This is a genomic window from Lentzea flava, assembly GCF_014648475.1.
GTDB classification, from domain to species: domain Bacteria; phylum Actinomycetota; class Actinomycetes; order Mycobacteriales; family Pseudonocardiaceae; genus Lentzea; species Lentzea flava.
Genome location: NZ_BMRE01000001.1, coordinates 422,325 through 443,085, shown reverse-complemented (window position 1 = coordinate 443,085; position 20,761 = coordinate 422,325). Strand labels below are relative to the sequence as shown.

General features: G+C 69.8%; 20 protein-coding genes. 15 read left to right on the top strand and 5 right to left on the bottom strand.

Features of this window, described 5'->3' with window-relative positions:
- The first annotated feature begins 9 nt into the window (after nt 1-9).
- The 6 genes from IEZ09_RS02155 (at nt 10) to IEZ09_RS02130 (ending at nt 6,427) form a co-directional block, all read left to right on the top strand.
- A complete protein-coding gene (locus IEZ09_RS02155; protein WP_189251781.1) occupies nt 10-654 on the top strand; it encodes a hypothetical protein in 645 nt (214 codons plus the stop codon).
- On the top strand, nt 654-2,108 hold the full coding sequence (locus tag IEZ09_RS02150; RefSeq protein WP_189251780.1) for a proton-conducting transporter transmembrane domain-containing protein: 1,455 nt from the start codon (nt 654-656) through the stop codon (nt 2,106-2,108). The genes IEZ09_RS02155 and IEZ09_RS02150 overlap by 1 nt, the downstream gene beginning before the upstream one ends.
- Nucleotides 2,105-3,577 carry a hydrogenase large subunit gene (locus tag IEZ09_RS02145; protein ID WP_189251779.1) on the top strand — a complete coding sequence of 491 codons (1,473 nt, stop codon included), beginning with the start codon at nt 2,105-2,107 and terminating at the stop codon, nt 3,575-3,577. The genes IEZ09_RS02150 and IEZ09_RS02145 overlap by 4 nt, the downstream gene beginning before the upstream one ends.
- 107 nt (nt 3,578-3,684) lie before the next feature.
- Nucleotides 3,685-3,891, top strand: a complete 207-nt coding sequence (locus IEZ09_RS02140) for a hypothetical protein (protein ID WP_189251778.1) — start codon at nt 3,685-3,687, stop codon at nt 3,889-3,891.
- A complete protein-coding gene (locus IEZ09_RS02135) occupies nt 3,888-4,640 on the top strand; it encodes a hypothetical protein (RefSeq protein ID WP_189251777.1) in 753 nt (250 codons plus the stop codon). Before IEZ09_RS02140 ends, IEZ09_RS02135 begins: the two co-directional genes overlap by 4 nt.
- Nucleotides 4,637-6,427: a phosphoenolpyruvate carboxykinase (GTP) gene (locus IEZ09_RS02130; protein ID WP_189251776.1), complete on the top strand. Its 1,791-nt coding sequence runs from the start codon at nt 4,637-4,639 to the stop codon at nt 6,425-6,427. Before IEZ09_RS02135 ends, IEZ09_RS02130 begins: the two co-directional genes overlap by 4 nt.
- A 9-nt stretch (nt 6,428-6,436) precedes the next feature.
- Here IEZ09_RS02130 and IEZ09_RS02125 read toward each other — a convergent pair whose 3' ends face one another.
- Nucleotides 6,437-7,099: a CBS domain-containing protein gene (locus IEZ09_RS02125; protein ID WP_189251775.1), complete on the bottom strand. Its 663-nt coding sequence runs from the start codon at nt 7,097-7,099 to the stop codon at nt 6,437-6,439.
- A 155-nt stretch (nt 7,100-7,254) separates the two neighbouring features.
- Here IEZ09_RS02125 and IEZ09_RS02120 point away from each other — a divergent pair, with 155 nt between their 5' ends.
- From IEZ09_RS02120 to IEZ09_RS02080, 9 genes are all read left to right on the top strand, one after another.
- Nucleotides 7,255-7,620, top strand: coding sequence for an ArsR/SmtB family transcription factor (locus IEZ09_RS02120; protein ID WP_189251774.1), 366 nt, complete (start codon nt 7,255-7,257; stop codon nt 7,618-7,620).
- 94 nt (nt 7,621-7,714) lie between these two features.
- Nucleotides 7,715-9,127, top strand: a complete 1,413-nt coding sequence (gene pdxR, locus IEZ09_RS02115; protein ID WP_189251773.1) for a MocR-like pyridoxine biosynthesis transcription factor PdxR — start codon at nt 7,715-7,717, stop codon at nt 9,125-9,127.
- 98 nt (nt 9,128-9,225) lie between these two features.
- A complete protein-coding gene (locus IEZ09_RS02110) occupies nt 9,226-10,143 on the top strand; it encodes an NADP-dependent oxidoreductase (RefSeq protein WP_189251772.1) in 918 nt (305 codons plus the stop codon).
- Between the two features lie 169 nt (nt 10,144-10,312).
- A complete protein-coding gene (locus IEZ09_RS02105) occupies nt 10,313-10,540 on the top strand; it encodes a hypothetical protein (RefSeq protein WP_189251771.1) in 228 nt (75 codons plus the stop codon).
- Between the two features lie 4 nt (nt 10,541-10,544).
- Nucleotides 10,545-11,915, top strand: a complete 1,371-nt coding sequence (locus IEZ09_RS02100) for an MbnB/TglH/ChrH family RiPP precursor modification enzyme (protein WP_189251770.1) — start codon at nt 10,545-10,547, stop codon at nt 11,913-11,915.
- Nucleotides 11,916-12,022: 107 nt separating this feature from the next.
- Nucleotides 12,023-13,153, top strand: coding sequence for a polysaccharide deacetylase family protein (locus tag IEZ09_RS02095; protein WP_229812175.1), 1,131 nt, complete (start codon nt 12,023-12,025; stop codon nt 13,151-13,153).
- A 59-nt stretch (nt 13,154-13,212) separates the two neighbouring features.
- On the top strand, nt 13,213-15,354 hold the full coding sequence (locus tag IEZ09_RS02090; protein WP_189251768.1) for a DEAD/DEAH box helicase: 2,142 nt from the start codon (nt 13,213-13,215) through the stop codon (nt 15,352-15,354).
- Nucleotides 15,355-15,523: 169 nt separating this feature from the next.
- Nucleotides 15,524-16,420: a hypothetical protein gene (locus tag IEZ09_RS02085; protein ID WP_189251767.1), complete on the top strand. Its 897-nt coding sequence runs from the start codon at nt 15,524-15,526 to the stop codon at nt 16,418-16,420.
- Between the two features lie 518 nt (nt 16,421-16,938).
- Entirely contained in the window at nt 16,939-17,595 is a 657-nt protein-coding gene (locus IEZ09_RS02080) for a VldE C-terminal domain-containing protein (RefSeq protein ID WP_189251766.1), read from the top strand.
- Between the two features lie 5 nt (nt 17,596-17,600).
- Here IEZ09_RS02080 and IEZ09_RS02075 read toward each other — a convergent pair whose 3' ends face one another.
- The 4 genes from IEZ09_RS02075 to IEZ09_RS02060 are packed head-to-tail and all read right to left on the bottom strand — an operon-like array spanning nt 17,601 to nt 20,747.
- Nucleotides 17,601-18,479, bottom strand: coding sequence for an endo alpha-1,4 polygalactosaminidase (locus IEZ09_RS02075; protein WP_229812174.1), 879 nt, complete (start codon nt 18,477-18,479; stop codon nt 17,601-17,603).
- On the bottom strand, nt 18,476-19,141 hold the full coding sequence (locus tag IEZ09_RS02070) for a spherulation-specific family 4 protein (RefSeq protein ID WP_189251765.1): 666 nt from the start codon (nt 19,139-19,141) through the stop codon (nt 18,476-18,478). The genes IEZ09_RS02075 and IEZ09_RS02070 overlap by 4 nt, the downstream gene beginning before the upstream one ends.
- Nucleotides 19,138-20,034 carry an NAD-dependent epimerase/dehydratase family protein gene (locus tag IEZ09_RS02065; RefSeq protein ID WP_189251764.1) on the bottom strand — a complete coding sequence of 299 codons (897 nt, stop codon included), beginning with the start codon at nt 20,032-20,034 and terminating at the stop codon, nt 19,138-19,140. Before IEZ09_RS02065 ends, IEZ09_RS02070 begins: the two co-directional genes overlap by 4 nt.
- Complete coding sequence (locus tag IEZ09_RS02060; protein ID WP_189251763.1) at nt 20,019-20,747, bottom strand: sugar phosphate nucleotidyltransferase; 729 nt, start codon at nt 20,745-20,747, stop codon at nt 20,019-20,021. The genes IEZ09_RS02065 and IEZ09_RS02060 overlap by 16 nt, the downstream gene beginning before the upstream one ends.
- Nucleotides 20,748-20,761 lie beyond the last annotated feature (14 nt).

Genomic DNA, 20,761 nt, shown 5'->3' with positions numbered 1-20,761 from the left:
AGGAGAACCGTGCAGCTCTTGTACCTGGCTTGCGGTGCCTTGCTGCTGACCGCGGTGCTGGTGTTGTGGCGCCGTGAGCTCTCGGTGATCATCCGGGTGTTCGCGGTGCAGGGCGCCGCGCTCGCGGTTCTGGTGGCGGTGCTGGCGGCACAGGAGAACTCCGTCGAGCTGTGGGCTGTGGCGGTGGGCGTGCTGGTGTTGCGGGCGGGCGTGCTGCCGTACCTGCTGCGCCGGGCGTTGGCGGGCGCGGGGGAGTCGCGGCGCGAGACCAGGCCGCTGGTGAACGTGTCCGCGTCGCTGCTGGCCGCCGCGGCGCTGACGCTGCTGGCGTACGCGGTGTCCCAGCCGTTGGTGGCGTTGGCGCCGTCGGCGGCCACCCAGGCCATTCCGGTCGGCGTCACGGTGGTGCTGATCGGGTTCTTCGTGCTGGTCACCCGGCGCCGCGCGTTGTCCCAGCTGGTCGGCTTCCTGTTGATGGACAACGGAATCACCGCCGTCGGCTTCCTCACCACCACGGGCGTCGGCCTCGTGGTGGAGCTCGGGGTGTCGCTCGACGTCCTGCTGGCCGTGCTGGTGCTGCAGGTCCTCACCACCCGGATGCGGGAGACCTTCGGCGACACCGACCTCGACGAACTGCGGGAGTTGCGCGACTGATGACTCTGCTCGTTCCGGTAGGAGTGCCCGTGCTCGGTGCGCTCGTCCACCAGGTGTTCGGATGGCGCCGCGCCACCGCCTGGGTCAGCGCCGGGTCTGCGGCCGTCGTGCTGGCCGCCGGGATCACGCTGGCGGTGCAGGTGGGCCGGTCCGGTCCGGTGACCGCGGTGGCCGGGCTGCTGCGCGCGGACGCGTTGTCGGCGTTCATGGTGCTGGTGATCGGCGCGGTCGGCCTGGTCGCCACCGCGGCGACACCCGCGTACTTCCGCGCCGAGATCGAGGCGGGCAGGGCGACGGACCGCACCGCCGCGCGGCACAGCCTGCTCGTGCAGCTGTTCCTGGCCACCATGGCCCTCGCGGTGCTCGCGGCGAACCTCGGCGTGGTGTGGGTGGCGGTCGAGGCCACCACGATCGTCACCGCCTTCCTGGTCGGGCAGCGCCGCACCCGCGCCTCGGTCGAGGCGGCGTGGAAGTACGTGGTGATCTGCTCGGCCGGCATCGCCCTCGCACTGCTGGGCACGATCGTGCTCAACTTCGCCGCCGCCCACGCTCCCGGCACCGCGGGGCTGGACCTCGCCGCGCTCGCCGCACACGCGCCGGGGCTCGATCCCGGTGTCACCAGGATCGCGATCGTGCTGCTGGTGCTCGGTTTCGGCACGAAGGCCGGTCTCGCACCGCTGCACGCGTGGTTGCCGGACGCGCATTCCCAGGCCCCGGCACCGGTGTCGGCGCTGATGTCCGGGGTGCTGCTGTCGGTGGCGTTCTACGCGATCCTGCGGGTCAAGGTGATCAGCGACGGCGCGCTGGGCACGGGGTTCGCCCGCACCCTGCTCACCGTGATGGCGCTGGCCTCGCTCGCGCTCGCCGCGTCACTGCTGATCGGGCAGCGCGACTACAAACGGATGCTCGCCTACTCCAGCATCGAACACCTCGGCCTGGTCGCCTTCGGCGCCGCGATCGGCAGCCCCCTGGCACTGACGGCAGCGCTGTTGCACGTCCTCGGACACGGGCTGGCCAAGGCCGTGCTGTTCCTCGGCGCGGGCCGCGTCCTGCAGATCACCGGCACCAGCCGGATCGACGGCGTGCGCGGCCTGCTCGCCAGCCACCCCGCGGTCGCGACGACCTTCGGGTTCGGTGTGCTCGCTCTGCTCGGCCTGCCCCCGTTCAGCCTGTTCGCGAGCGAGCTCGGCATCGTCCGCGCCGGCTTCGGCGCCGGCCTCGGCTGGCTCACCTCGGCCGCACTGCTGCTGGTGCTGGTGATCGCCGCCGCCCTGATCGCCGGCACCAGCCGGATGCTGCTCGGGCCACCGTCCACCTCGGACACCGCGGCCGCGTCGCGGATCCCGGTCGCCCTGGCCGGCGGGCTGCTCGCGTGCGCCGTGCTCGGTGTCGTCGCCGGACCGCTCCCCGACCTGCTCGACCTCGCAACCCAGCCGCCGGCGGTGACAAGATGATCACGAGAACCCTCACTCCGGCCGAGCTGCCGGGCCAGGCCGGTTCCCTGCTGGAGCGAGGTTTCCGGCTCGCGCTGGCCGCCGGTCACGACGACGGCGACCGGTTGCGCGCGGTGTACCTGTTCACCGCCGCCCCTGGGGACCGCAGGGTCGAGCTGCACGTCCTGCTCGACCCGCAGGCACCGGAAGTGCCGAGCCTGGCCGGGTTGTCGTTCGCCGCCGGACGGTTCGAGCGCGAGATGCACGACCTGTTCGGCATCGTGCCCACCGGTCACCCCCTGCCGCAGCGGCTGGTGCGCCACTTCCACTGGCCCCGGGGCTGGTATCCCATGCTCACCGACGCGGGCGAGCCGCCCGAGTTCGGCAGCGTCGACGGCCCGTACCCGTTCCGGACGGTCGAAGGCCCCGGCGTGTACGAGATCCCGGTCGGCCCCGTGCACGCCGGCATGATCGGCCCTGGCCACTTCCGGTTCTCCGTGGTCGGCGAGACCATCCTCAACCTCAAGGCCAGGCTCTGGTTCGTCCACAGAGGACTCGAAAAGCTCTTCAGGGGACGCACTCCTGACGAGGGGATCGAACTGGCGGAACGGGTGAGCGGTGACACCACCGTCGGGCATACCCTCGCCTACTGCCTCGCCGTCGAGGACGCCCACCGGTGGGCGGTACCCGAGGACGCGCAACGCATCCGCGCGATCCTGCTGGAGCTCGAACGTCTCTACAACCACATCACCGACATCGGCGCCCTGTGCAACGACGTCGCCTACGGGGTGCTGAACGCCCACTCGCAGCGCGTCCGTGAACGCCTGCTGCGCCTCAACGACACCGTCACCGGACACCGCCTGCTGCGCGGCGCCATCCACCCCGGCGGCGCCACCGTCACCGCCCTGCCCGACCCGCACGAGCTGGCGGCCATCGGCACCGACGTGGCCGAGATCGTCGAGCTGGCCCTGTCCAACACCGTGGTGTCCGACCGGTTCACCGGCACCGCCCCGCTGCGCCGCGACCAGGCCGCCGACCTCGGCACGCTCGGTGTCGTCGCCCGTGCCAGCGGCCTGGACGTCGACGCCCGGCACGACCACCCGTTCCTGTCCGCGGAGTTCCCCCGCACCGTGCACACCCGCACCGACGGCGACGTGCTGTCCCGCTTCCTCGTGCGCGCGGAGGAGTTCACGACGTCGATCGCCATGATCACCAGCCTCACCGGCATGCTCGACGGCCGGATCACCGCGACCGGTCCGGCCGTCACCGGCGCCGGCGGCTCCGGAGTCGGCATCGTCGAGGGGTGGCGCGGCACGATCGTGCACCGCGTCGAGCTGACCGGCGACGGACGGCTGAGCCGGGTGAAGGTCGTGGACCCCAGCTTCTTCAACTGGCCCGCGCTGCCGGTCGCGCTGACCGACACGATCGTTCCCGACTTCCCGTTGACCAACAAGAGCTTCAACCTGTCCTACGCCGGCAACGACCTGTAGCGGCACCTGCCAGAAGTGTGCGCAGCCTCGCACACCCAAACAGTTGCATAGTTGTTTAAGTCCGCAGATCATGGAGTCTGCGGATCGAGGGAGAGATGTCGAGGACGATGAGCGAGTTCGAAACAGAGCTGGGACGCAAGATCGCCGAGGCGGGGGAGATGCTGAAGCAGGCCAGGGAAGCCGGCCACGACCACGAGGTCCACCTGCACAGCGCCCGGATCCGCGACCTGCTCGACGTGGCCGCCCAGCACGGCATCGACACCACCCACTGGATCAGCCCGGCGCTGCTGGAGAACTCGGGACCCGGACGTTGACCGCGGATCGCCCTGTCGTCGCCGTGGTGGGCGGAATCGGTGCCACCACCGCCGTCCTGCGCCGCTACGCCGCGCTGGTCGAGGAGCAGGCAGCGCTGCCGACCCGCGTGATCGCCTCGGACTACGGGCTGCACAACCTCCCCGCCGGTATCGGAGCGGTGCTGCTCGTCCGCGCCACCCCCGAACGTGCGCAGAAGGCACGCGACCTCATCACGGACGTCCCGGTGCTCACCGACCACGACACCACCGCCATCGCGCTGACCGCCGCGCTGCTCACCTCATTAGGACGTGCCGGCCGCGCACCGGAGACCGGCAGGGTCGTCATCGCGGGCGCCAACACCATGCCGTTGCTCAACCCCGTCCTGCTGACCGCGGGCATCCGGGACATCACCACCTGGAACCCCTCCGACGCGCTGGCGTTCCCGTTGCGCCGCATCGCCGCCGACGCCGACGCGGTGATCAACCTGGTCGGCGGAGGCGGCCGCTTCGCCTGGCCTCGCCACGCCGCACCCGCCGTGATCGTGCCGGACCCTGCCCGCGACCCGGCGCTGGCACTGCCGGGCCTGCTGCAGGCGCTCACCCGGCACCCGCACGCGCGGCTGACCCCGGACGTGCAGCACGCCTGCGCCGTCGCGCTGTCCGCCGCCACGCCACCGGGCGAGCAACTGCCCCGGCGTCCCGACGACACCCTCACCCGCCAGATCGCCGACTTCGCCACCGACGCGCTGCACCGAGGAGCCGCCCGATGACCGCTCCCACCGCACACCGCGGTCTGCTGGAGTGGGTGTCCGAGGTCGCGGCGCTGACCACCCCCGACCAGGTCGTGTGGTGCGACGGCTCCCCGCTGGAACGGCGCAGGCTGACCGACAAGCTGGTCGAGGCGGGCACGTTCGTGCGGCTGGAGAAGAAGCCCAACTCGTTCTGGTGCGCCTCGGACCCCGACGACGTCGCACGGGTCGAGGACCGCACCTACCTCTGCTCGGCCGACGAAGCCGATGCCGGTCCCACCAACAACTGGATGGACCCGCTCGACATGAAGATCATCATGACCGAGCTCTACCGCGGCAGCATGGCGGGCCGCACCATGTACGTCATCCCGTTCTGCATGGGACCGCTGTCCGCGGAGAATCCCGTGCTGGGCGTGGAGATCACCGACTCGCCGTACGTGGTGATCTCCATGCACATCATGACCCGCGCGGGCAGCGCGGCGTTGGCGCTGTTCGGTGAGGACGCGGACTTCGTGCGCTGCCTGCACTCCGTCGGAGCCCCGCTCAAGCCTGGGCAGGCCGACGTGCCGTGGCCGTGCGACCGGACCAAGTACATCAGTCAGTTCCCCGAGGAACGGATGATCTGGAGCTACGGCTCCGGCTACGGCGGCAACGCCCTGCTCGGCAAGAAGTGCTACTCCCTGCGCATCGCGAGCGTGATGGCACGCGACGAGGGCTGGCTCGCCGAGCACATGCTCATCCTCAAACTCACCTCACCCCACGGCACGGTGCACTACATCGCGGCCGCGTTCCCCTCGGCGTGCGGCAAGACCAACCTCGCCATGCTGGAACCCTCGATCCCCGGCTGGAAGGTCGAGACGCTCGGTGACGACATCGCGTGGCTGCGCTTCGGCGACGACGGCCGCCTCTACGCCGTCAACCCGGAGAACGGCTTCTTCGGCGTCGCACCCGGCACCGGCTGGAAGACCAACCCCAACGCCATGCGCACCCTGGCCGAGGGCAACTCCATCTTCATCAACGTCGCCCTGACCGACGACGGCGACGTCTGGTGGGAGGGCTGTTCCGACACCCCGCCGGACCACCTCACCTCGTGGCGCCGCGAGGACTGGACACCCGCCTCCGGGGACCTGTCCTCGCACCCGAACTCCCGCTACTGCACCCCGATCGCCCAGTGCCCGACCGCCGCGCCCGAGTGGGACGACCCCGAGGGCGTGCCGATCTCGGCGATCTTCTTCGGTGGTCGCCGCGCCACCACCGTCCCGCTGGTCACCGAGTCCTTCGACTGGCAGCACGGCGTGTTCCTGGGCGCCACGCTCTCCTCGGAGACCACCGCCGCGGCCACCGGCGAGGTCGGTGTGGTGCGCCGCGACCCCATGGCGATGCTGCCGTTCATCGGCTACCACGCAGGCGACTACTTCCAGCACTGGATCGACATCGGCAAACACGCCAACACCGCGAAACTGCCGAAGATCTTCTACGTCAACTGGTTCCGCCGCGGCGACGACGGCCGCTTCCTGTGGCCCGGCTTCGGCGAGAACGCCCGCGTCCTCAAGTGGGTCGTGGACCGCGTCGAAGGTCACGCGACCGCGTTCCAGACCCCGATCGGCTGGGTTCCCGGAGCCAAGGCGCTCGACCTGCGCGGCCTCGACCCGTCGTCGCACTTCGACGTCCAGCGGGCGCTCACCGTCGACCACGACGAGTGGCGCGCCGAACTCCCGCTGATCGAACAGTGGTTCGCGACCATCGGCGAGAAGCTCCCCACCGCCCTGCGCGACGAACTCGAGGCGCTCAGGCACCGCCTCGACTGAAGGGCACCCTCACAAGCCGGTGATCATCAGGTCGTCGACGTCGAAGCTCAGCTCGTTGCGCACCGAGATCACCCCGGGCACACCGCGGGCGATCCACTCGGCTCGCTGGGTCGCGCTGCGCAGGCACAACGTTCCCTGGAGCGTGGCCACCCCGTCGATCACCCGCACCGCGACCCGGTGCGCGCGCGTCGAGGCGGGCAGCAGCCGCTGTTCGAGATCGTCCCGGATCGCCTCGTCCCCGCGCAGGAACAACCGCAACGCGTCGTGCCTGCCGAGCACGCCGACGAGGGTGCCAGAACTGTTGACCACGCAGAGCCTGCCCGCCCGCACCCCAGCGAGGAGCCGCAGCGCGGCGCGCAGAGCGGCGTTCTCCGCGACGGTGACCGCCGCCGTCATCAGCTCGGCGGCGACGGTCGCGGACGACTTGTGCCACCGCGCCCGCATCTGCGCACCACCCAGTACCGGCGGGTTCTCGGCCCCGCCGCGGAACTCCAGCTTGGTGGCCAGGTCTTCCTCGGTCACCATCCCGACGGGGCGCCCGGCCGCGTCCACCACCGGGATCGTGCTCACCTCGTGGACGATCATCGTCCCGACGAGCTCCTTGAACGTGGTGTCCCGTACCGCGGTGACGACCCGCCGGCACATCACGTCCCCCGTCCTCGGCTCCGTCATGTCCGGCCTCCCAAGGCCGTGCGAGGTGACCAGGGTTGCTAACTTGGTAAGATTAGCAACTGCTGAACCCCGTGGAAATGCATCCCGAGTCGCACCGGCTGGGATTCACGAGGGAGGATCAGCACCATGACGACGGTCGAAGGGACGGGGCACCGATGAGCAGGCCCCTCTACCAGGTCAAGGCGGAGTTCTTCAAAACCCTCGGCCACCCGGCCCGCATCCGGGTGCTCGAACTGCTCAGCGAGCGCGAACACTCCGTCGCGGAGATGCTGCCCGAGGTCGGCATCGAAGCCGCCAACCTCTCCCAGCAACTCGCCGTGCTGCGCCGCGCCGGTCTGGTCACCACCCGCAAGGAAGGCTCCAACGTCTTCTACTCGCTCACCAGCCCGCACGTCGCCGAGCTGCTCGCCGTCGCCAGGCTCATCCTCACCGGCGTCATCACGGGCCAGATGGAGCTCCTCGACGACCTCCGCACGCCGGCCGTCACGACGCCGCGCGGCCGGGGCAACCGGCGGAACTGAGCCGGGCGGCCGGCCTTCGATCGTCCGATGTGGATGGTCGGGTGGGGGAGAGCTCCTTCAGCCGACGCCTGCCTGGTCCGTATCGTTGTCCGGCATGACCGACCAAGCGGCTCGCGGTACCCGGAAGTCCGGCCTGGACCTCCACGTAGGCCAGCTCGGGCGCAACGCGCGGGCGGGGCTCATGGACGCGTTCCGCGAGGCGATCCGCACGGGGAGGCTGGCGCCGGGGACGCGGCTGCCGTCGAGCCGTGTGCTGGCGAACGATCTCGGGCTGGGCCGCAACACCGTGGTGCGCGCCTACTCGGAGCTGATCAACGAGGGCTGGCTGACGGGGCAGCACGGTTCCGGCACGGAGGTGGCGCGACGTTCGGCGGAGCCGGCAGCGGACCGGGAACCGCCGCGGCCGCCGGCGGCGCCGCCGCGGCTGGTGTACGACCTGCGGCCAGGGCGGCCGGACCTGTCGTCGTTTCCACGTGAGGAGTGGGTCCGGTCGGTGAAGCGGACGGTGAGCACGGCGCCGTTCGAGGCCTTCGGGTACACCGATCCGCACGGCCGCAGCGAACTTCGCGATGCCATCGCCCGGTATCTGGCTCGGGCCAGGGGATTGCGTGCGCGGGCCGACAACGTCGTGGTGTGCAGCGGGGCCGCGGAAGGTTTGCGGCTCGTGGCCGCGGCGCTGGCGAAGCAGGGGGTCACGACGGTCGCGATCGAGGAGTTCGGCCTGCAGACCCAGCGCGAAACGTTGCTGAAGGCCGGCCTGGACACCGTCCCGATCCCGGTGGACACCGGCGGTGCGGACGTGTCCACATTGGACGAGACGCCGACTCCGGGGGCTGTGTTGCTCACACCGTCACACCAGTTCCCCTTGGGAGTGGCGCTGCATTCCGATCGGCGTGCCGCGGTCGTGGACTGGGCGCGGCGGCGGGGCGCGCTGATCATCGAGGACGACTACGACGGGGAGTTCCGCTACGACCGGTCTCCTGTCGGCGCGTTGCAGGGGCTGGATGACGACCACGTGATCTACCTGGGCACCGCCAGCAAGTCCCTGGCGCCGGGGCTGCGCCTGGGCTGGCTCGTCGTTCCGGACCACCTGGTCGGCGCGATCGTCGCGGAGAAGGGGTGGGCGGAGGAGACCGTCGGGTTCGTCAACCAGCTGGCGATGACCGACTTCGTCGAGTCGGGGGCGTACGACCGGCACATTCGCGCGATGCGCACGCAGTACCGCCGTCGGCGTGAGCAGCTCGTCGAGACGATCGAACGGAACGCGCCGGCCGCGCGGGTGACCGGGATGTCCGCCGGACTGCACATCGTCGTCGAACAGCCCGGCCGCACCGGCGCCGAGCTCGTGCGCCGCGCCGCCCGCGAACAGCTGACGGTGGAGCCACTCGGCTTCTTCCGGCACCCCGAGTCCACATCGGACCGTGACGGCGTGGCCGTCGGCTTCGCCACACCCTCCGCCAGCGCCTGGTCGGGCGCACTGGAGGCGCTGGTTCGCGCACTGCGGTGACCGCCGGACTGGTTCCCGTTCCGCGAGCCGAAGTGGACCCAGGATCCGAGCCGCAAGCGGGTTAGCGTCAACCGATCGAACTTGCGGGGAGGCGCCGGATGAAGGCGATCGTGGTGACGGATCAGGCCGCCGGAACGGCCGGGATGACGCTGGCGGAACGGCCCAGGCCAGAGCCGGCGGGAAACGACGTGCTGGTCGAGGTGCACGCGTCGGGGTTCACTCCTGGCGAGCTGGAGTGGGAGCCGACCTGGACCGATCGTCTCGGCCGTGACCGGACGCCGTCGATTCCCGGGCACGAGCTGGCCGGTGTGGTACGCGCTCTCGGCTACGGCACGAGGGGCCTGACCGTGGGCCAGCGGGTGTTCGGCCTCACGGACTGGACCCGCGACGGCACCCTGGCGGAGTACGTGGCCGTCGAGGCGCGCAACCTCGCGCCGCTGCCGGGCGACCTCGACTTCACGGTGGGCGCCAGCCTCCCGATCTCGGGCCTGACCGCGTGGCAGGGGCTGTTCGTGCACGGCCGCGTCCAGGCAGGACAGAGCGTCCTCGTGCACGGCGCGGCAGGCGGAGTCGGCTCGGTCGTGACGCAACTCGCCCGCGAAGCCGGCGCTCACGTCATCGGCACCGGACGTGCCACCGACCGGCAGGCCGCGCTCGACCTCGGTGCGCACGAGTTCGTCGACCTCCAGGACGACTCGCTGGACGACGTCGGCGAAGTGGATCTGGTGTTCGACATCTTCGGCGGAGAGGTCCAGAAGCGGTCCGCGACCCTGGTCCGGGCAGGGGGAACGCTGGTGACCATCGCCGGGCCTGTGGAGGCCAGGCCCGCGGAAGGCCTGGCGATCGACTTCGTCGTCGAGGCCGACCGCGCCCAGCTGACCGAGATCGCCCAGCGGGTGCGGGACGGGCGGCTGCGCACGCTCATCGGAACCGTCGCGTCCCTCGACGACGCTGTCGCCGCCTTCAACCCGGCCGAGCGGGTCAAGGGCAAGACGATCATCCGCGTTCGTCCGTGAGAACTGGTCTGCGTCCGGGTCCTCATCAATCCCTTCGATCGATAAGAATTTCCTATTGACAAGGGACAGTCCAGTCGCGCTGGAATCCTCGCAGAGGTGTCCAACGACCCTAGCTGGAGGCCGTCGAGCAGCCGAAAATGAAGCGGACCAGGCACGGGAGGGGACAGTCATGGCTGAGTTCGACCTTCGTCGTGGGCCCGCTGCGACGCCCGTCGAGGTGGTGATTCCGGTCAGCGTCGCGTTCGACATCGAGGCTCTCTTCGACGTGCAGCGCAAGGTTTTCGAGCGGCTCGGGCATCCGTCGTGCAACTCGGGAGCGGATATCCGGTTCACCCTCGAACGCCGGTTCATCGTGGATGCGAAGGGGACGCTCCGCAACCTCGACACGACCTACTGAGTCCGTGCCAGCGAAGCTGCCGGACCTCGGTGTCGGGGTCATGTGGTTTCCCGGCCTCGACGGGCTGATCGGCCACGCCGACGCCATCGACTTCCTCGAGTTCGAGCCCGCGGTGGGTTCCATCGGCAGCGGTCATGTCTCCGCTCGGGTTCCCACCAGCACAAAGCCGATCGTCGTGCACGGTGTCACCTGCGCGGTAGGTGGCACCGTGCCGCCCAGCCCCGAGGACATGGCCGAGCTGGCGCGGGTCGCGGCAGTGGTGGACAGCCCTTGGGTGAGCGACCACTTGAGCATCAACAAACTCACGTCAACCGGACTCGGAACCGTTCACACCGGCTTTCTGCTGCCTCCTGCTCAAACGGAGGACGCGGTGGCGGTCGCCGCGCGCAACCTCAGACTGCTCCAGGCGGCAGTAGGCCGTCCCATTGCCTTCGAAACGGGCGTGAACTATTTGCGTCCACAGCGCGGGCAGATGTCCGATGGAGACTTCTTCGCCGAAGTGGCCGAAGAGGCGGACTGTTTCATTCTGTGCGACCTGCACAACCTGTGGTGCAACGAACGCAACGGGCGGCAGAAGGTTCTCGATGTCGTCGATGCACTTCCCCTGGAACGGGTGTGCGAAATCCATCTCGCCGGCGGCTATGAAAAGCACGGCTTCATGCTGGACGCTCATTCCGGAGCCATCGATTCCGAACTGGTCGACCTCGCCGTGGAGGTGGCGCGACGACTGCCTGCCCTCCGCGCCGTCACCTACGAGCTGATGCCCGACTACGTCGGCCCTGAACGAATAGACGATGAGGTGTTCGGCGAGCAGATCCACGGCCTGCACCGGGTGTGGCGCGCCCGCGGCGGCTCGCCCGAGTCGCCGGCATCGCGGCGAACCGGACGAGCGAGTCGGGGTGAGACGACTTCCGGTCAGTGGGAGGGCGCCTTGGCGAGCGCGGTCGCCTCCAGCGCGCCCACCGGTGTGCTGGCAGCCGACCCCGCCGTGCCCCTGTACCGGGAACTGATCGACACCGTGCGCCGGGGCAACCTCGTGACCGCCCTGCCGTTGTCGTACCGGTTGCTCGCGTTGACCTTCGACGTGCAACAGGCCGACGAGCTCATCGCGAGGTACACCGCCGCAACCCCTCCGGAGGCGTGGGCCTACGACGAAGCCAAGCAGTTCCAGGAGTTCATCGCGTCCAGTGCTCCTGAGTGCCCGCATCTGCTCTGCGTGATCAACTTTGAACTCGGTGCGTGCCGCGCTGTGCTCACCAATGAGCAAGTGCGGGTGCGCTTCGACTGCGAGCCCGCGGAACTCATCGATGCTCTGCGCCGCGGGGTGCGTCCTCGGCCGCGCGCGGGGGAGTACGAGGTCGTCATCGATCCTTGAGTGCGAACGAGGGCACGAGGCGGTTGTTTGGTGATCGTCGAACCAGCAATCCAGTGCAACCCGATCGGGTGATCGCGAGTCTCTTCAGTGTGAAGAGGTGGGGATGGTTGACCACGGGGGTGGCGCTCTCGCTGACCCTCGTGCTGCTGCTGGTCATGGATTTCGGCGCCGAGCGGGAGGTGGCCGATTCGGCGGCGACGTCGTCCGCGCAGCCTCAACCCTCCTCCTCCCCGCCGAGCGACCCGGCCTCCGCTGTGCGCGCGCCGGCGAAGCTGCCGCCCTGGATGCGCAAACTCGCCGTGGGCGAAAAGCCTCCGCAGTTCGTGCTCTTCTCGTTCGACGGCGCGTCGTCCAAGAAGCACTGGGACCGTGTGCTTCCGTTGGCCCAGAAGAACAACGCGCATGTCACCGGCCTGCTTTCGGGCGTGTACCTCGTCCCCGACGAGGACAGGGAAACCTACACCGGGCCTGGGCACCCGCGGGGACGCTCGTCGATCGGGTTCGGCGGCAGCAGGCAGGAAGTCGCCGACCGCATCCGGTACCTGAACACGGTGATCGAAGCCGGCCACGAGCTCGGCACGCACTACAACGGCCACTTCTGCGCGGGCGACGAACCCGCCGTCGGCCGCTGGAACACCGATCAGTGGAGGGCGGAGCTCGACGCGTTCAAGACGATCCTCGACAAGGCCCGGGCTGCCGGGCTGAAGCTGCCGGAGGAGGCGATCCGCGGTGGCCGCACCCCTTGTCTCGAAGGCGACTGGCAGAAGGCGTTCCCCGCGATGGCCTCGCACGGTCTCGTCTACGACACCAGCCATGTGAGCCTCGGCGTGCAGTGGCCGTCCGTCCAGAACGGACTGTGGGAGTTCCCGATGCCCGAGGTGCGTGTGCCCGCGCTGGGCAGGCGGGTCGTGATGATGGACTACAACTTCTGGTACGTGCTCAACGGCGCCAGGGAGCAACCCGCGCGGGCAGCCGAGTTCTCCCAGGTCGTCGTAGACACGTACCGGTCGGTGTACCAGGCGGCGTTCAACGGCAACCGTGCGCCGCTGGTCATCGGCAACCACTTCAACGAGTGGTCCGGGTCGGCGTTCTCGAACGCGATGGAGCAGTACCTCGGTGAGGTGTGCGGGCAGCCCGAGACCGTGTGTGCGACCTACACCGAGGTCATCCAGTGGATGACGCTGCAGGACCCGGCGGTCCTCCGCCAACTCCAGCAACTTCCCGCTGCCCTGAACTGACGCCGCCATCGACGGGGCTGGTTTCGGTACCCTCAGGCCCGCCTGACGGAAGGACACGGGTGGACGACTCGTCGAAGGTCGGTGGGCGTGCTCGAGCGGTGCTGGCCGCCGCGAAGACGTTCCGCGCCGAGGCGGCAGGGGTGCGCGCGGAACCGGATCGGCTGCTCGCGCTCGCCGTCGCGAAGTACCAGGAGGTCCTGGACGCGCTGGTGGCCGACCAGCTCCGTGCCATGCCGGTGGAGAAGCTGCGGGAGACGAAGGCGAACCTGCGGCTGAGCAAGCTGAAGGCCGCCGGGTACCGGACCGTCGCCGACGTCGCCGGGGCGCGTCCGGAAGAGCTCGACGGCGTGCCCGGAGTCGGCAGGCAGTCCGCCGAGCAGATCGTGCGGGTGGCCCGCGCCGTCGTCGACGGCGTCGCGCGCGACACGACTGTCCGGCTGAACCCCGACCGCGCCGGCCGCGCCCAGACCGAGCTGCTGCAGCTGATGTCCAAGCTGCGCAGGGCGAACCAGCTCGTCGGTCCGCTGCGCGAGCCGCTCGGAGACGTGCTGGGCAGGGTCGACGCCGACGTGCGTGCGGCATCCCGTGCCGCGAGCCGGGTGCGGATGTTCTTCTCGTTGCGGAAGAACCGGCAGGCGGCCATCGATTCGCTCGGCCGGCTCGAGGCCCTGCTGGCCAGCCGCGACGTGGCGGCGTTGCGCGCGGTGGGCACGCAGCTGCGCGTGCCCGACCTGGACCACCGCGCGCTGTGGCGCGACTACGAGCTCGACGCCGCCGCCTACAACACGCTGCTGGCCGACCTCGCCGGCGCGGAGGCGATGCCGGATCGCAGTGCCGCCAAAGGTTTCGTCCCGGCCGACATCGAGCACGAGGTCGACGCGACCACGCTGGACACGAGCCTGCTGAAGGTGTCGTTGCGCGGCTACCAGGTGTTCGGGGCGAAGTTCGCGCTGGCCCGCAAACGCGTCATCATCGGCGACGAGATGGGACTGGGCAAGACGATCGAGGCCATCGCGGTGATGGCCAGCCTCGCCGCCGGTGGGCGGCGCGGGTTCCTGGTGGTCTGCCCGGCGAGCGTCGTCGTCAACTGGGTCAACGAGATCGCCAGGCACAGCGACCTCGTGCCGCACCGGATGCACGGCGCGGGCCGCGACGGCGCGGTCGGCACGTGGCTGGCGCAGGGCGGCGTCGGCGTGACGACGTTCGGTACCCTGCCGAAACTGGTGCTGCCGAAGAGGTTCCGCCCCGCGCTGGTCGTGGTCGACGAGGCGCACTACGTGAAGAACCCGGACACCCAACGCTCACAGGCGGTCAACGCGATCGTGCAGCGCGCGGAGCGGGCGGTGCTCCTCACCGGCACGCCGATGGAGAACCGCGTCGAGGAGTTCCGCAACCTGGTCGGCTATCTCCAGCCGGGCGTCGCGGCCCGCACGGGCGCCATCGACGCCGTGGTGGGAGCAAAGGCCTTCCGCCGCGTCGTTGCACCGGTGTACCTGCGGCGCAACCAGGAAGACGTGCTGGGGGAGTTGCCGGAGCTGCTGGAGATGGAGGACTGGGTCGAGTTCGGCAAGCAGGACCGGCGGGCGTACCTCGACGCGGTGCGCGAGGGAAACCTGATGGCGATGCGCCGCGCCGCCTACGCGCCGGGCACGCCCCGCGGCTCGGCGAAGCTGGAGCGCCTGCTGGAGATCATCGACGAGTCGAGGGAGAACGGCTGGAAGGTCGTTGTGTTCTCCTACTTCCACGACGTGCTGGACGTGGTGGCGGACCACGTCGAAGTGTTCGGCCCGCTGACCGGCGCGACGTCGGCTTTGGACCGTCAGCAGATGGTGGACGCGTTCACGGCCTGCGAGGACCACGCGGTGCTGGTGGCCCAGATCGAGGCGGGCGGCGTGGGCCTCAACATTCAGGCCGCTTCCGTCGTGATCATCGCCGAGCCGCAGTGGAAACCGAGCACGGAGGACCAGGCGATCGCCCGGTGTCACCGGATGGGCCAGGTCCGCAAGGTCCACGTGCACCGGTTGCTGGTCAAGGACAGCGTGGACGCACGGGTGCAGGAGATCCGCGACCACAAGACCCTGCTGTTCGACCACTACGCGCGTGAAAGCGACGCGAAGCATTCACACGCGAGCGCACTGGACTCAGCGGTGTCGGTGGAGCAGCGCGTGGTGCAGGCCGAGCAGCAGCGCCTCGGTCTCTAGGATCCGCGTCCTCACCAGACGATCAACTCAACGGATCCGACGACACCTTCGAGCAACAGCCGCGGCCAACGCACTCCAGGTCTGTTGGGACTTTCGGCGGATTGGCGTGCCTCCTGTCGTGCGGTACGAACGATCTCGGCACCGTGGCGTGCCGCGAACAGGGGGATTCATGAAGCGAAGAAGGTTGGTTCAGCGCGCCGTTTTTGTGCCCGTGCTGGCCGTCGTGCTGGCGGTGTTCACCGTCGGCCAGGCGTCGGCGCAGCCGGTCACCGACGGTTCGGTCGACTTCTCGGGTGATCCGGGGGACTGGATCACCGGCGGCGGTTCCTACAAGTACTCCAAGGCGGCGGGCGACGATCTGACCGTCCAGACCAACGCCAACCGCACGTTCCTCTCGGTGGGTGTCAACGGTGCGAACGGCGACTGGTGGACCATCTCGCTCGCCGCTCCGAAGGACGACGTTCTGTCCGCGAAGACCTACGAGAACGCCCACCGCTACCCGTTCCAGGGCGCCGGACCCGGTCTGAGCCTGAGCGGCAACGGCAGGGGCTGCAACGAGCTGACCGGCTCGTTCACGATCAGGGAGATCTCCTGGGGGCCGCAGGGCTACCTGCACAAGCTCGACGCGAGCTTCGAGCAGCACTGCGAGGGCGGGAGCGCAGCCGCACGCGGCAACATCTTCATCAACAACCAGCCGCCGCCGCCCGAGCTGAAGCTCGAGACCACCATCGCGGCTGAGGGCAAGGCGAACACGGTCAACGGCAAGGCGCTGGTGAACGGCACCATCTCGTGCACGACCAACGCCGCGGTGCAGATGACCGGCACCGTCACGCAGGTCAAGAACAACGTGATCATCCGGGGCAACTTCTCGGCCAGCGTCGAGTGCAAGGCCGGCGCACCGGTGGCGTGGAACGCGGCGGCCGACCCGACCGGCACCACGCCGTTCCAGCGGGGCAAGGCCGAGGTCTTCACGCGGTCCACCGCGCAGGACCCGAACTACCCCGGCCAGGCGATCAGCGAGAAGACCGCCATCGTCGAGCTCAAGCGGTACACACCTGCCGCGTGACCTGACGAGAGGGCGGCGACCTGCTGGTCGCCGCCCTCGGCGGTCGGGGAGCGGGAACGCCACGGGTTCACCGAGTTCCCTGCCTGCTGGTGGACCCTGCCGGTGACCTGGCGCCAAGGCCATCAGCTCGGCACGCTGCTGCCGCCATTCCTCCCACTCGTAGACGTCGAGGTTGCCGGTCCAGAAGTCGGCGTCGGTCCACTGCTCGTCTTCGGACAGCACGCGAATGGCGGTGCGACCGAAGTGGTCCGCTCAGGTCGAAGGCCCGGCCGTCGCGGTGGCTGCTCGCAATGACGAACCGGCTGGCATTGCTGAGCGAGGCCCACAATTGGTGCGGTCAGAACCGCGGTGAGTTCCGGAACTGGCGGGGGTCCCGACCTCTGCCTGTCACTTGCTGTAGCGACTCGCTCACCAGCCGAGATGTGAGCATCAACACTCGCCTGTGACGTTCTCGTGTTCATTTCGTAATGTTGCGCGTCGCGTGACCATGCCCTGTCCCCGACGCAAGGTGTTCCCGAATGCCGGGCCGACATAGAACGAAGCAGACACCCAGCCGGAAGCTGCCCATCGCAGTCGCCGCCACCCTCACCGCGGGCCTGGCCGCGACCTTCTGGGTCGTCCGCGACTCCGACCAGCCGATCGATCCAACGGGCGCGGCCGCCCAGCTGGCCGCCTCGTCCACCCCCATCAGCCAGGACCTGCGGTCTGTCACGGCGTCGTCGACCACCGCACCGCCGTCCTCGCTACCTCCGGCGACCACCACGCCGCCTCCGGTGACCACGACAGCGCCCGAGACCACCACGCCGCCTCCTCCGCCGCCCTGTCCGACCACGCTGGACGGAGTGAAACCGCATGTGGCGCAGGTCGGTCACCACCTCGCGGCCAAGTTCGGCGTCGACGACATCGGTGGCGCCGCCGGCCGGGGTGGCTCCGGCGACCATCCGCTCGGCCTGGCGCTGGACTTCATGGTCGACCCCGCCACCGGCAACGCCCTGGCCGAGCACGTGCTGGCCAACCGCCGGGCGTTCGGCGTCACCTACGTGATCTGGCGCCAGCGCTACAACGACGGCAGCGGCTGGTCGGCGATGGAGGATCGGGGGAGCCCGACGGCCAACCACATGGACCACGTGCACGTGTCGTTCCAGGCGAACGCGACCGTCAAGGTCACCTGCTGATCTGCTCAGCGGCAGGGCCAGCGCGGTGGACCGAGGTCGAGGTTCTTGCGCATCGAGCTGAAGCCCAGCGCCTTGACCTCGGGGCAGAACTGCGCGGTGTCGAGGCTGTACTCGACGTGGAACACTGCCTTTCCGGCCTTGATGAACGGGATCAGGCGACCGCATTCACCGTACTCGGCGCACTGTTCGTTGACCGCGAAGTCGAAGTCCGCCAACAGGTCGGGTATCTGGCCGAGGTCGTTCTTCAGCCCGATGGACAGGCCGCGTTCGTGCGCCAGCTCGGCGAGCATGCGGTTGTAGGTCAGCTGGTCGGCGGCCGTCAGCGGGAATCCGGTGTCGTTGGTGTAGCCCTCGACGTTGTCGGGCTCGACCGCGTCGAAACCCTTGTCCCGGCAGGTGTCGAAACGCGCCGCCATGATCGGGCGCAGGACATCGGATCGGCGGATGTCCAGCCAGCGCTCGCCCGGCCAGCCGTTGGACTTGCCCTTGACGGCGGCGGGGAACGCGTCCGCGTCCGGCCGGAAGTCCTCGGCCGCGCCGACGTTGACGTAGCAGATCACCTTGCGTCCGGCGCGGTGCAGGGCCTCGACGACTTCGCTGCCGTTGTCGACGCCGTCGATGTCGTACACCGGCACGTCCACGCCGGTGTCGACCTTGCCGGACAGCTGCCATTGCCAAGCCGTGCCCGGTGCCGGTACCCAGCGCGTGGCCGGGGGTACTGGCAGCGGCGACACCTGAGGCGCAACCCGGGACGGAGCCGGGGGCGGGTCCTGGGCCGCGGTCGCGCTGGGGACCGGGGTCGGGGCCAGGGGTGTCGGCATGGCCGCCTGCCCCGCGGAACCGCACGCGAAGCACAGTGCGGTGGCCAGGACCGGGCCGATCACGGAACGAGCGTGGCGAGCAGGCCGCCGGGCACGCGGTGCCATGGATTGAGCCCCCCTTGATCGGTGAGGAAGAGGCTGCCGGCGTGGCGGTGCTCGGCGAGTCGGCACACCTTGCCGAAGTAGTTCTCCGGCACCTCGTACACGAGGTGGAAGAAGCGGTCCGCGGGCCACCGGCGCACCCAGCGCGGTACCACGGCGTCCAAATAGGACGGAAGGGTGCCCTCGAAGGTGCCCAGCAGGTCGGCCTGGGCGGCATAGCCTTCTGCGGGATGGGCGCCGTGGTTGAACGCCACCGTCGCCATGCCCAGCTCGCGCGCCGCCCCGGCGAGCGCGGTGTAGTGGGCCAGGTCGGTGGACAGGGCCGACGCCCGGTCGAAGAGGACGCCGGTCACCCCGTACCAGTCGGCGTAGCGCTGGATTTGGGCCAGCACGTCCGCGGCGGGACAGCTCCCGTAGCCGGTGTCGACGTACCCGGCGACCGCGATCCCGGCCTCGGTCAACCGCTCGAGCGCCGGCAGGAACACCTCGTCGCACAGCGTGCCAGGGCCGCTCGCCGGGTTCAGCACGACCAGCCGGACCTGCTGCGGATGCCGCGCCAGCTCGGCCCAGTCACCTGGACGGACAGCGGGGTGGAAATACGCGGGCACGACCAGCCTGGTCACGACGACCTCCACAGGTCCGCCACCGCGTCGGCGAGATCCCGGCGTGGCCGCCATGCGAGCACGGTCGTGGCCAACGTGATGTCGGCCTGCTGCCAGGACACCCCTGCCGAGCGCGCCGAACCGCCGTCGTCCTCCCGGACGGCGCAGCTCGCACCGCTGACGGCGAGCAGTTCCTTCACCAGGTCCCGGCAGGACAGGCCACGTCCGCTGCCGACGTTGAGCACCGGCGGCAGCTCCTCCGCCGTCACCGCCGCGAGTGCGGCGTCGGCGACATCGCGCGCGTCGACGAAGTCCCGGACCGCGTCGAGCGGGCCGAGGCGCAGGTCTTCGCGGTTGGCGACGGCCACCCGCAGCGCCGCCGCGGCGCGACCGGGGAGGCCGCTGCGCCCGGCGCCGGCGCCCACCGGGTTGAACACCCGCAGCACCACGCCGTCGAGGCCGTCCGCCCTGGCGCGCTCGATCATCCGCGTGCCGAGGAGCTTCGTGACGCCGTAGTCGCCGATCGGGTGCGGTGGCATCCATTCGGCCACCGGGATTCCCTCCTGGCCGGGACCGTACTCCGCCGCCGAGCCGAGGTGGACCAGCCGAATCCGGCCGCCCGCCAGTGCCAGTGCTCGCACGAGCGTGGTCACACCGTCCACATTGGTCGTCGCCAGGGTGCGCCCGTCACCCTCGATCGCACCCGCGCAGTTCACGACCGCGTCCGGCTCGAGCCGGGCGATGAGCTCGGCGAGGGCGGCCGCGGGGATGGTGCCGAGGTCGATCAGGAGGTGCCGGGGCGACGACGCCAGCGGTGATCGGCCGGCGGTCACCACGTCGAACCCCGCGTCGAGGGCGGCCCGCCGGACGTGCGCGCCGAGGAAGCCGCCCGCGCCGATCACCAGGACGCGCATCGCGCACCCCTCAACAGGTTCTCCTTGATCAGCTCGAACTCCGCGTTGGCGCGGTCGTAGTCGTCGGGGCGGCCGATGTCCAGCCAGTAGCCGCTGAACGGGTACTCGTGGGGCGGGGTGCTCCTGGCGAGGAGGTCGAGGACCAGGTCGTCGAAGCCGAACGGAATCCCTGGCGTGTAACGCTTCAGGGTCCGGCGGCTCACGCCGTAGACGCCCATGCTGACCCGGTAGTCGACCGTCGGCTTCTCCACGAAGTCCACCACCACGCCGTCCTTTGTGGACAGGACGCCGAAGTCGACCTTGACCTGACGCTGGTAGGTCGCGACGGTCAGCGGCGCGCCGCTTTCCAGGTGCTGGTCGAGGAGGTCGCCGTAGCAGATGTCGGTCAGCACGTCGCCGTTCATCACCAGGAACTCTTCCGGGAGCCGGTCCAGCAGCTCCAGCACCGGGCCCATCGTGCCCAGCTCAGAGTCCTGGGTGTGATAGTCGATCTCCAGGCCCCAGCGTCCACCGTCGCCGACGTAGGAGCGGATGAGCTCGCCCAGGTGCCCGATCGCCAGGGTGATCCGTTCGAAGCCGTGGTGGGCGAGCTGGCCGAGCACGATGTCGAGGATCGAGAACCTGTCCCCGATCGGCACCAGCGGCTTCGGCAACAGGGTCGTGTACGGGCGGAGTCTGATGCCTTTGCCGCCGGCCATGATTACCGCGTGCATGTTCGCCTCCAGAG

What these genes read in the sequence shown, in the direction of transcription:
- IEZ09_RS02060 (WP_189251763.1), bottom strand. Translation starts at nt 20,747, where the DNA reads ATGCACGCGGTAATCATGGCCGGCGGCAAAGGCATCAGACTCCGCCCG.
- pdxR (WP_189251773.1), top strand. Translation starts at nt 7,715, where the DNA reads ATGACCGACCAAGCGGCTCGCGGTACCCGGAAGTCCGGCCTGGACCTC.
- IEZ09_RS02125 (WP_189251775.1), bottom strand. Translation starts at nt 7,099, where the DNA reads ATGACGGAGCCGAGGACGGGGGACGTGATGTGCCGGCGGGTCGTCACC.
- IEZ09_RS02105 (WP_189251771.1), top strand. Translation starts at nt 10,313, where the DNA reads ATGGCTGAGTTCGACCTTCGTCGTGGGCCCGCTGCGACGCCCGTCGAG.
- IEZ09_RS02140 (WP_189251778.1), top strand. Translation starts at nt 3,685, where the DNA reads ATGAGCGAGTTCGAAACAGAGCTGGGACGCAAGATCGCCGAGGCGGGG.
- IEZ09_RS02085 (WP_189251767.1), top strand. Translation starts at nt 15,524, where the DNA reads ATGAAGCGAAGAAGGTTGGTTCAGCGCGCCGTTTTTGTGCCCGTGCTG.
- IEZ09_RS02120 (WP_189251774.1), top strand. Translation starts at nt 7,255, where the DNA reads ATGAGCAGGCCCCTCTACCAGGTCAAGGCGGAGTTCTTCAAAACCCTC.
- IEZ09_RS02065 (WP_189251764.1), bottom strand. Translation starts at nt 20,034, where the DNA reads ATGCGCGTCCTGGTGATCGGCGCGGGCGGCTTCCTCGGCGCGCACGTC.
- IEZ09_RS02110 (WP_189251772.1), top strand. Translation starts at nt 9,226, where the DNA reads ATGAAGGCGATCGTGGTGACGGATCAGGCCGCCGGAACGGCCGGGATG.
- IEZ09_RS02150 (WP_189251780.1), top strand. Translation starts at nt 654, where the DNA reads ATGACTCTGCTCGTTCCGGTAGGAGTGCCCGTGCTCGGTGCGCTCGTC.
- IEZ09_RS02080 (WP_189251766.1), top strand. Translation starts at nt 16,939, where the DNA reads ATGCCGGGCCGACATAGAACGAAGCAGACACCCAGCCGGAAGCTGCCC.
- IEZ09_RS02145 (WP_189251779.1), top strand. Translation starts at nt 2,105, where the DNA reads ATGATCACGAGAACCCTCACTCCGGCCGAGCTGCCGGGCCAGGCCGGT.
- IEZ09_RS02130 (WP_189251776.1), top strand. Translation starts at nt 4,637, where the DNA reads ATGACCGCTCCCACCGCACACCGCGGTCTGCTGGAGTGGGTGTCCGAG.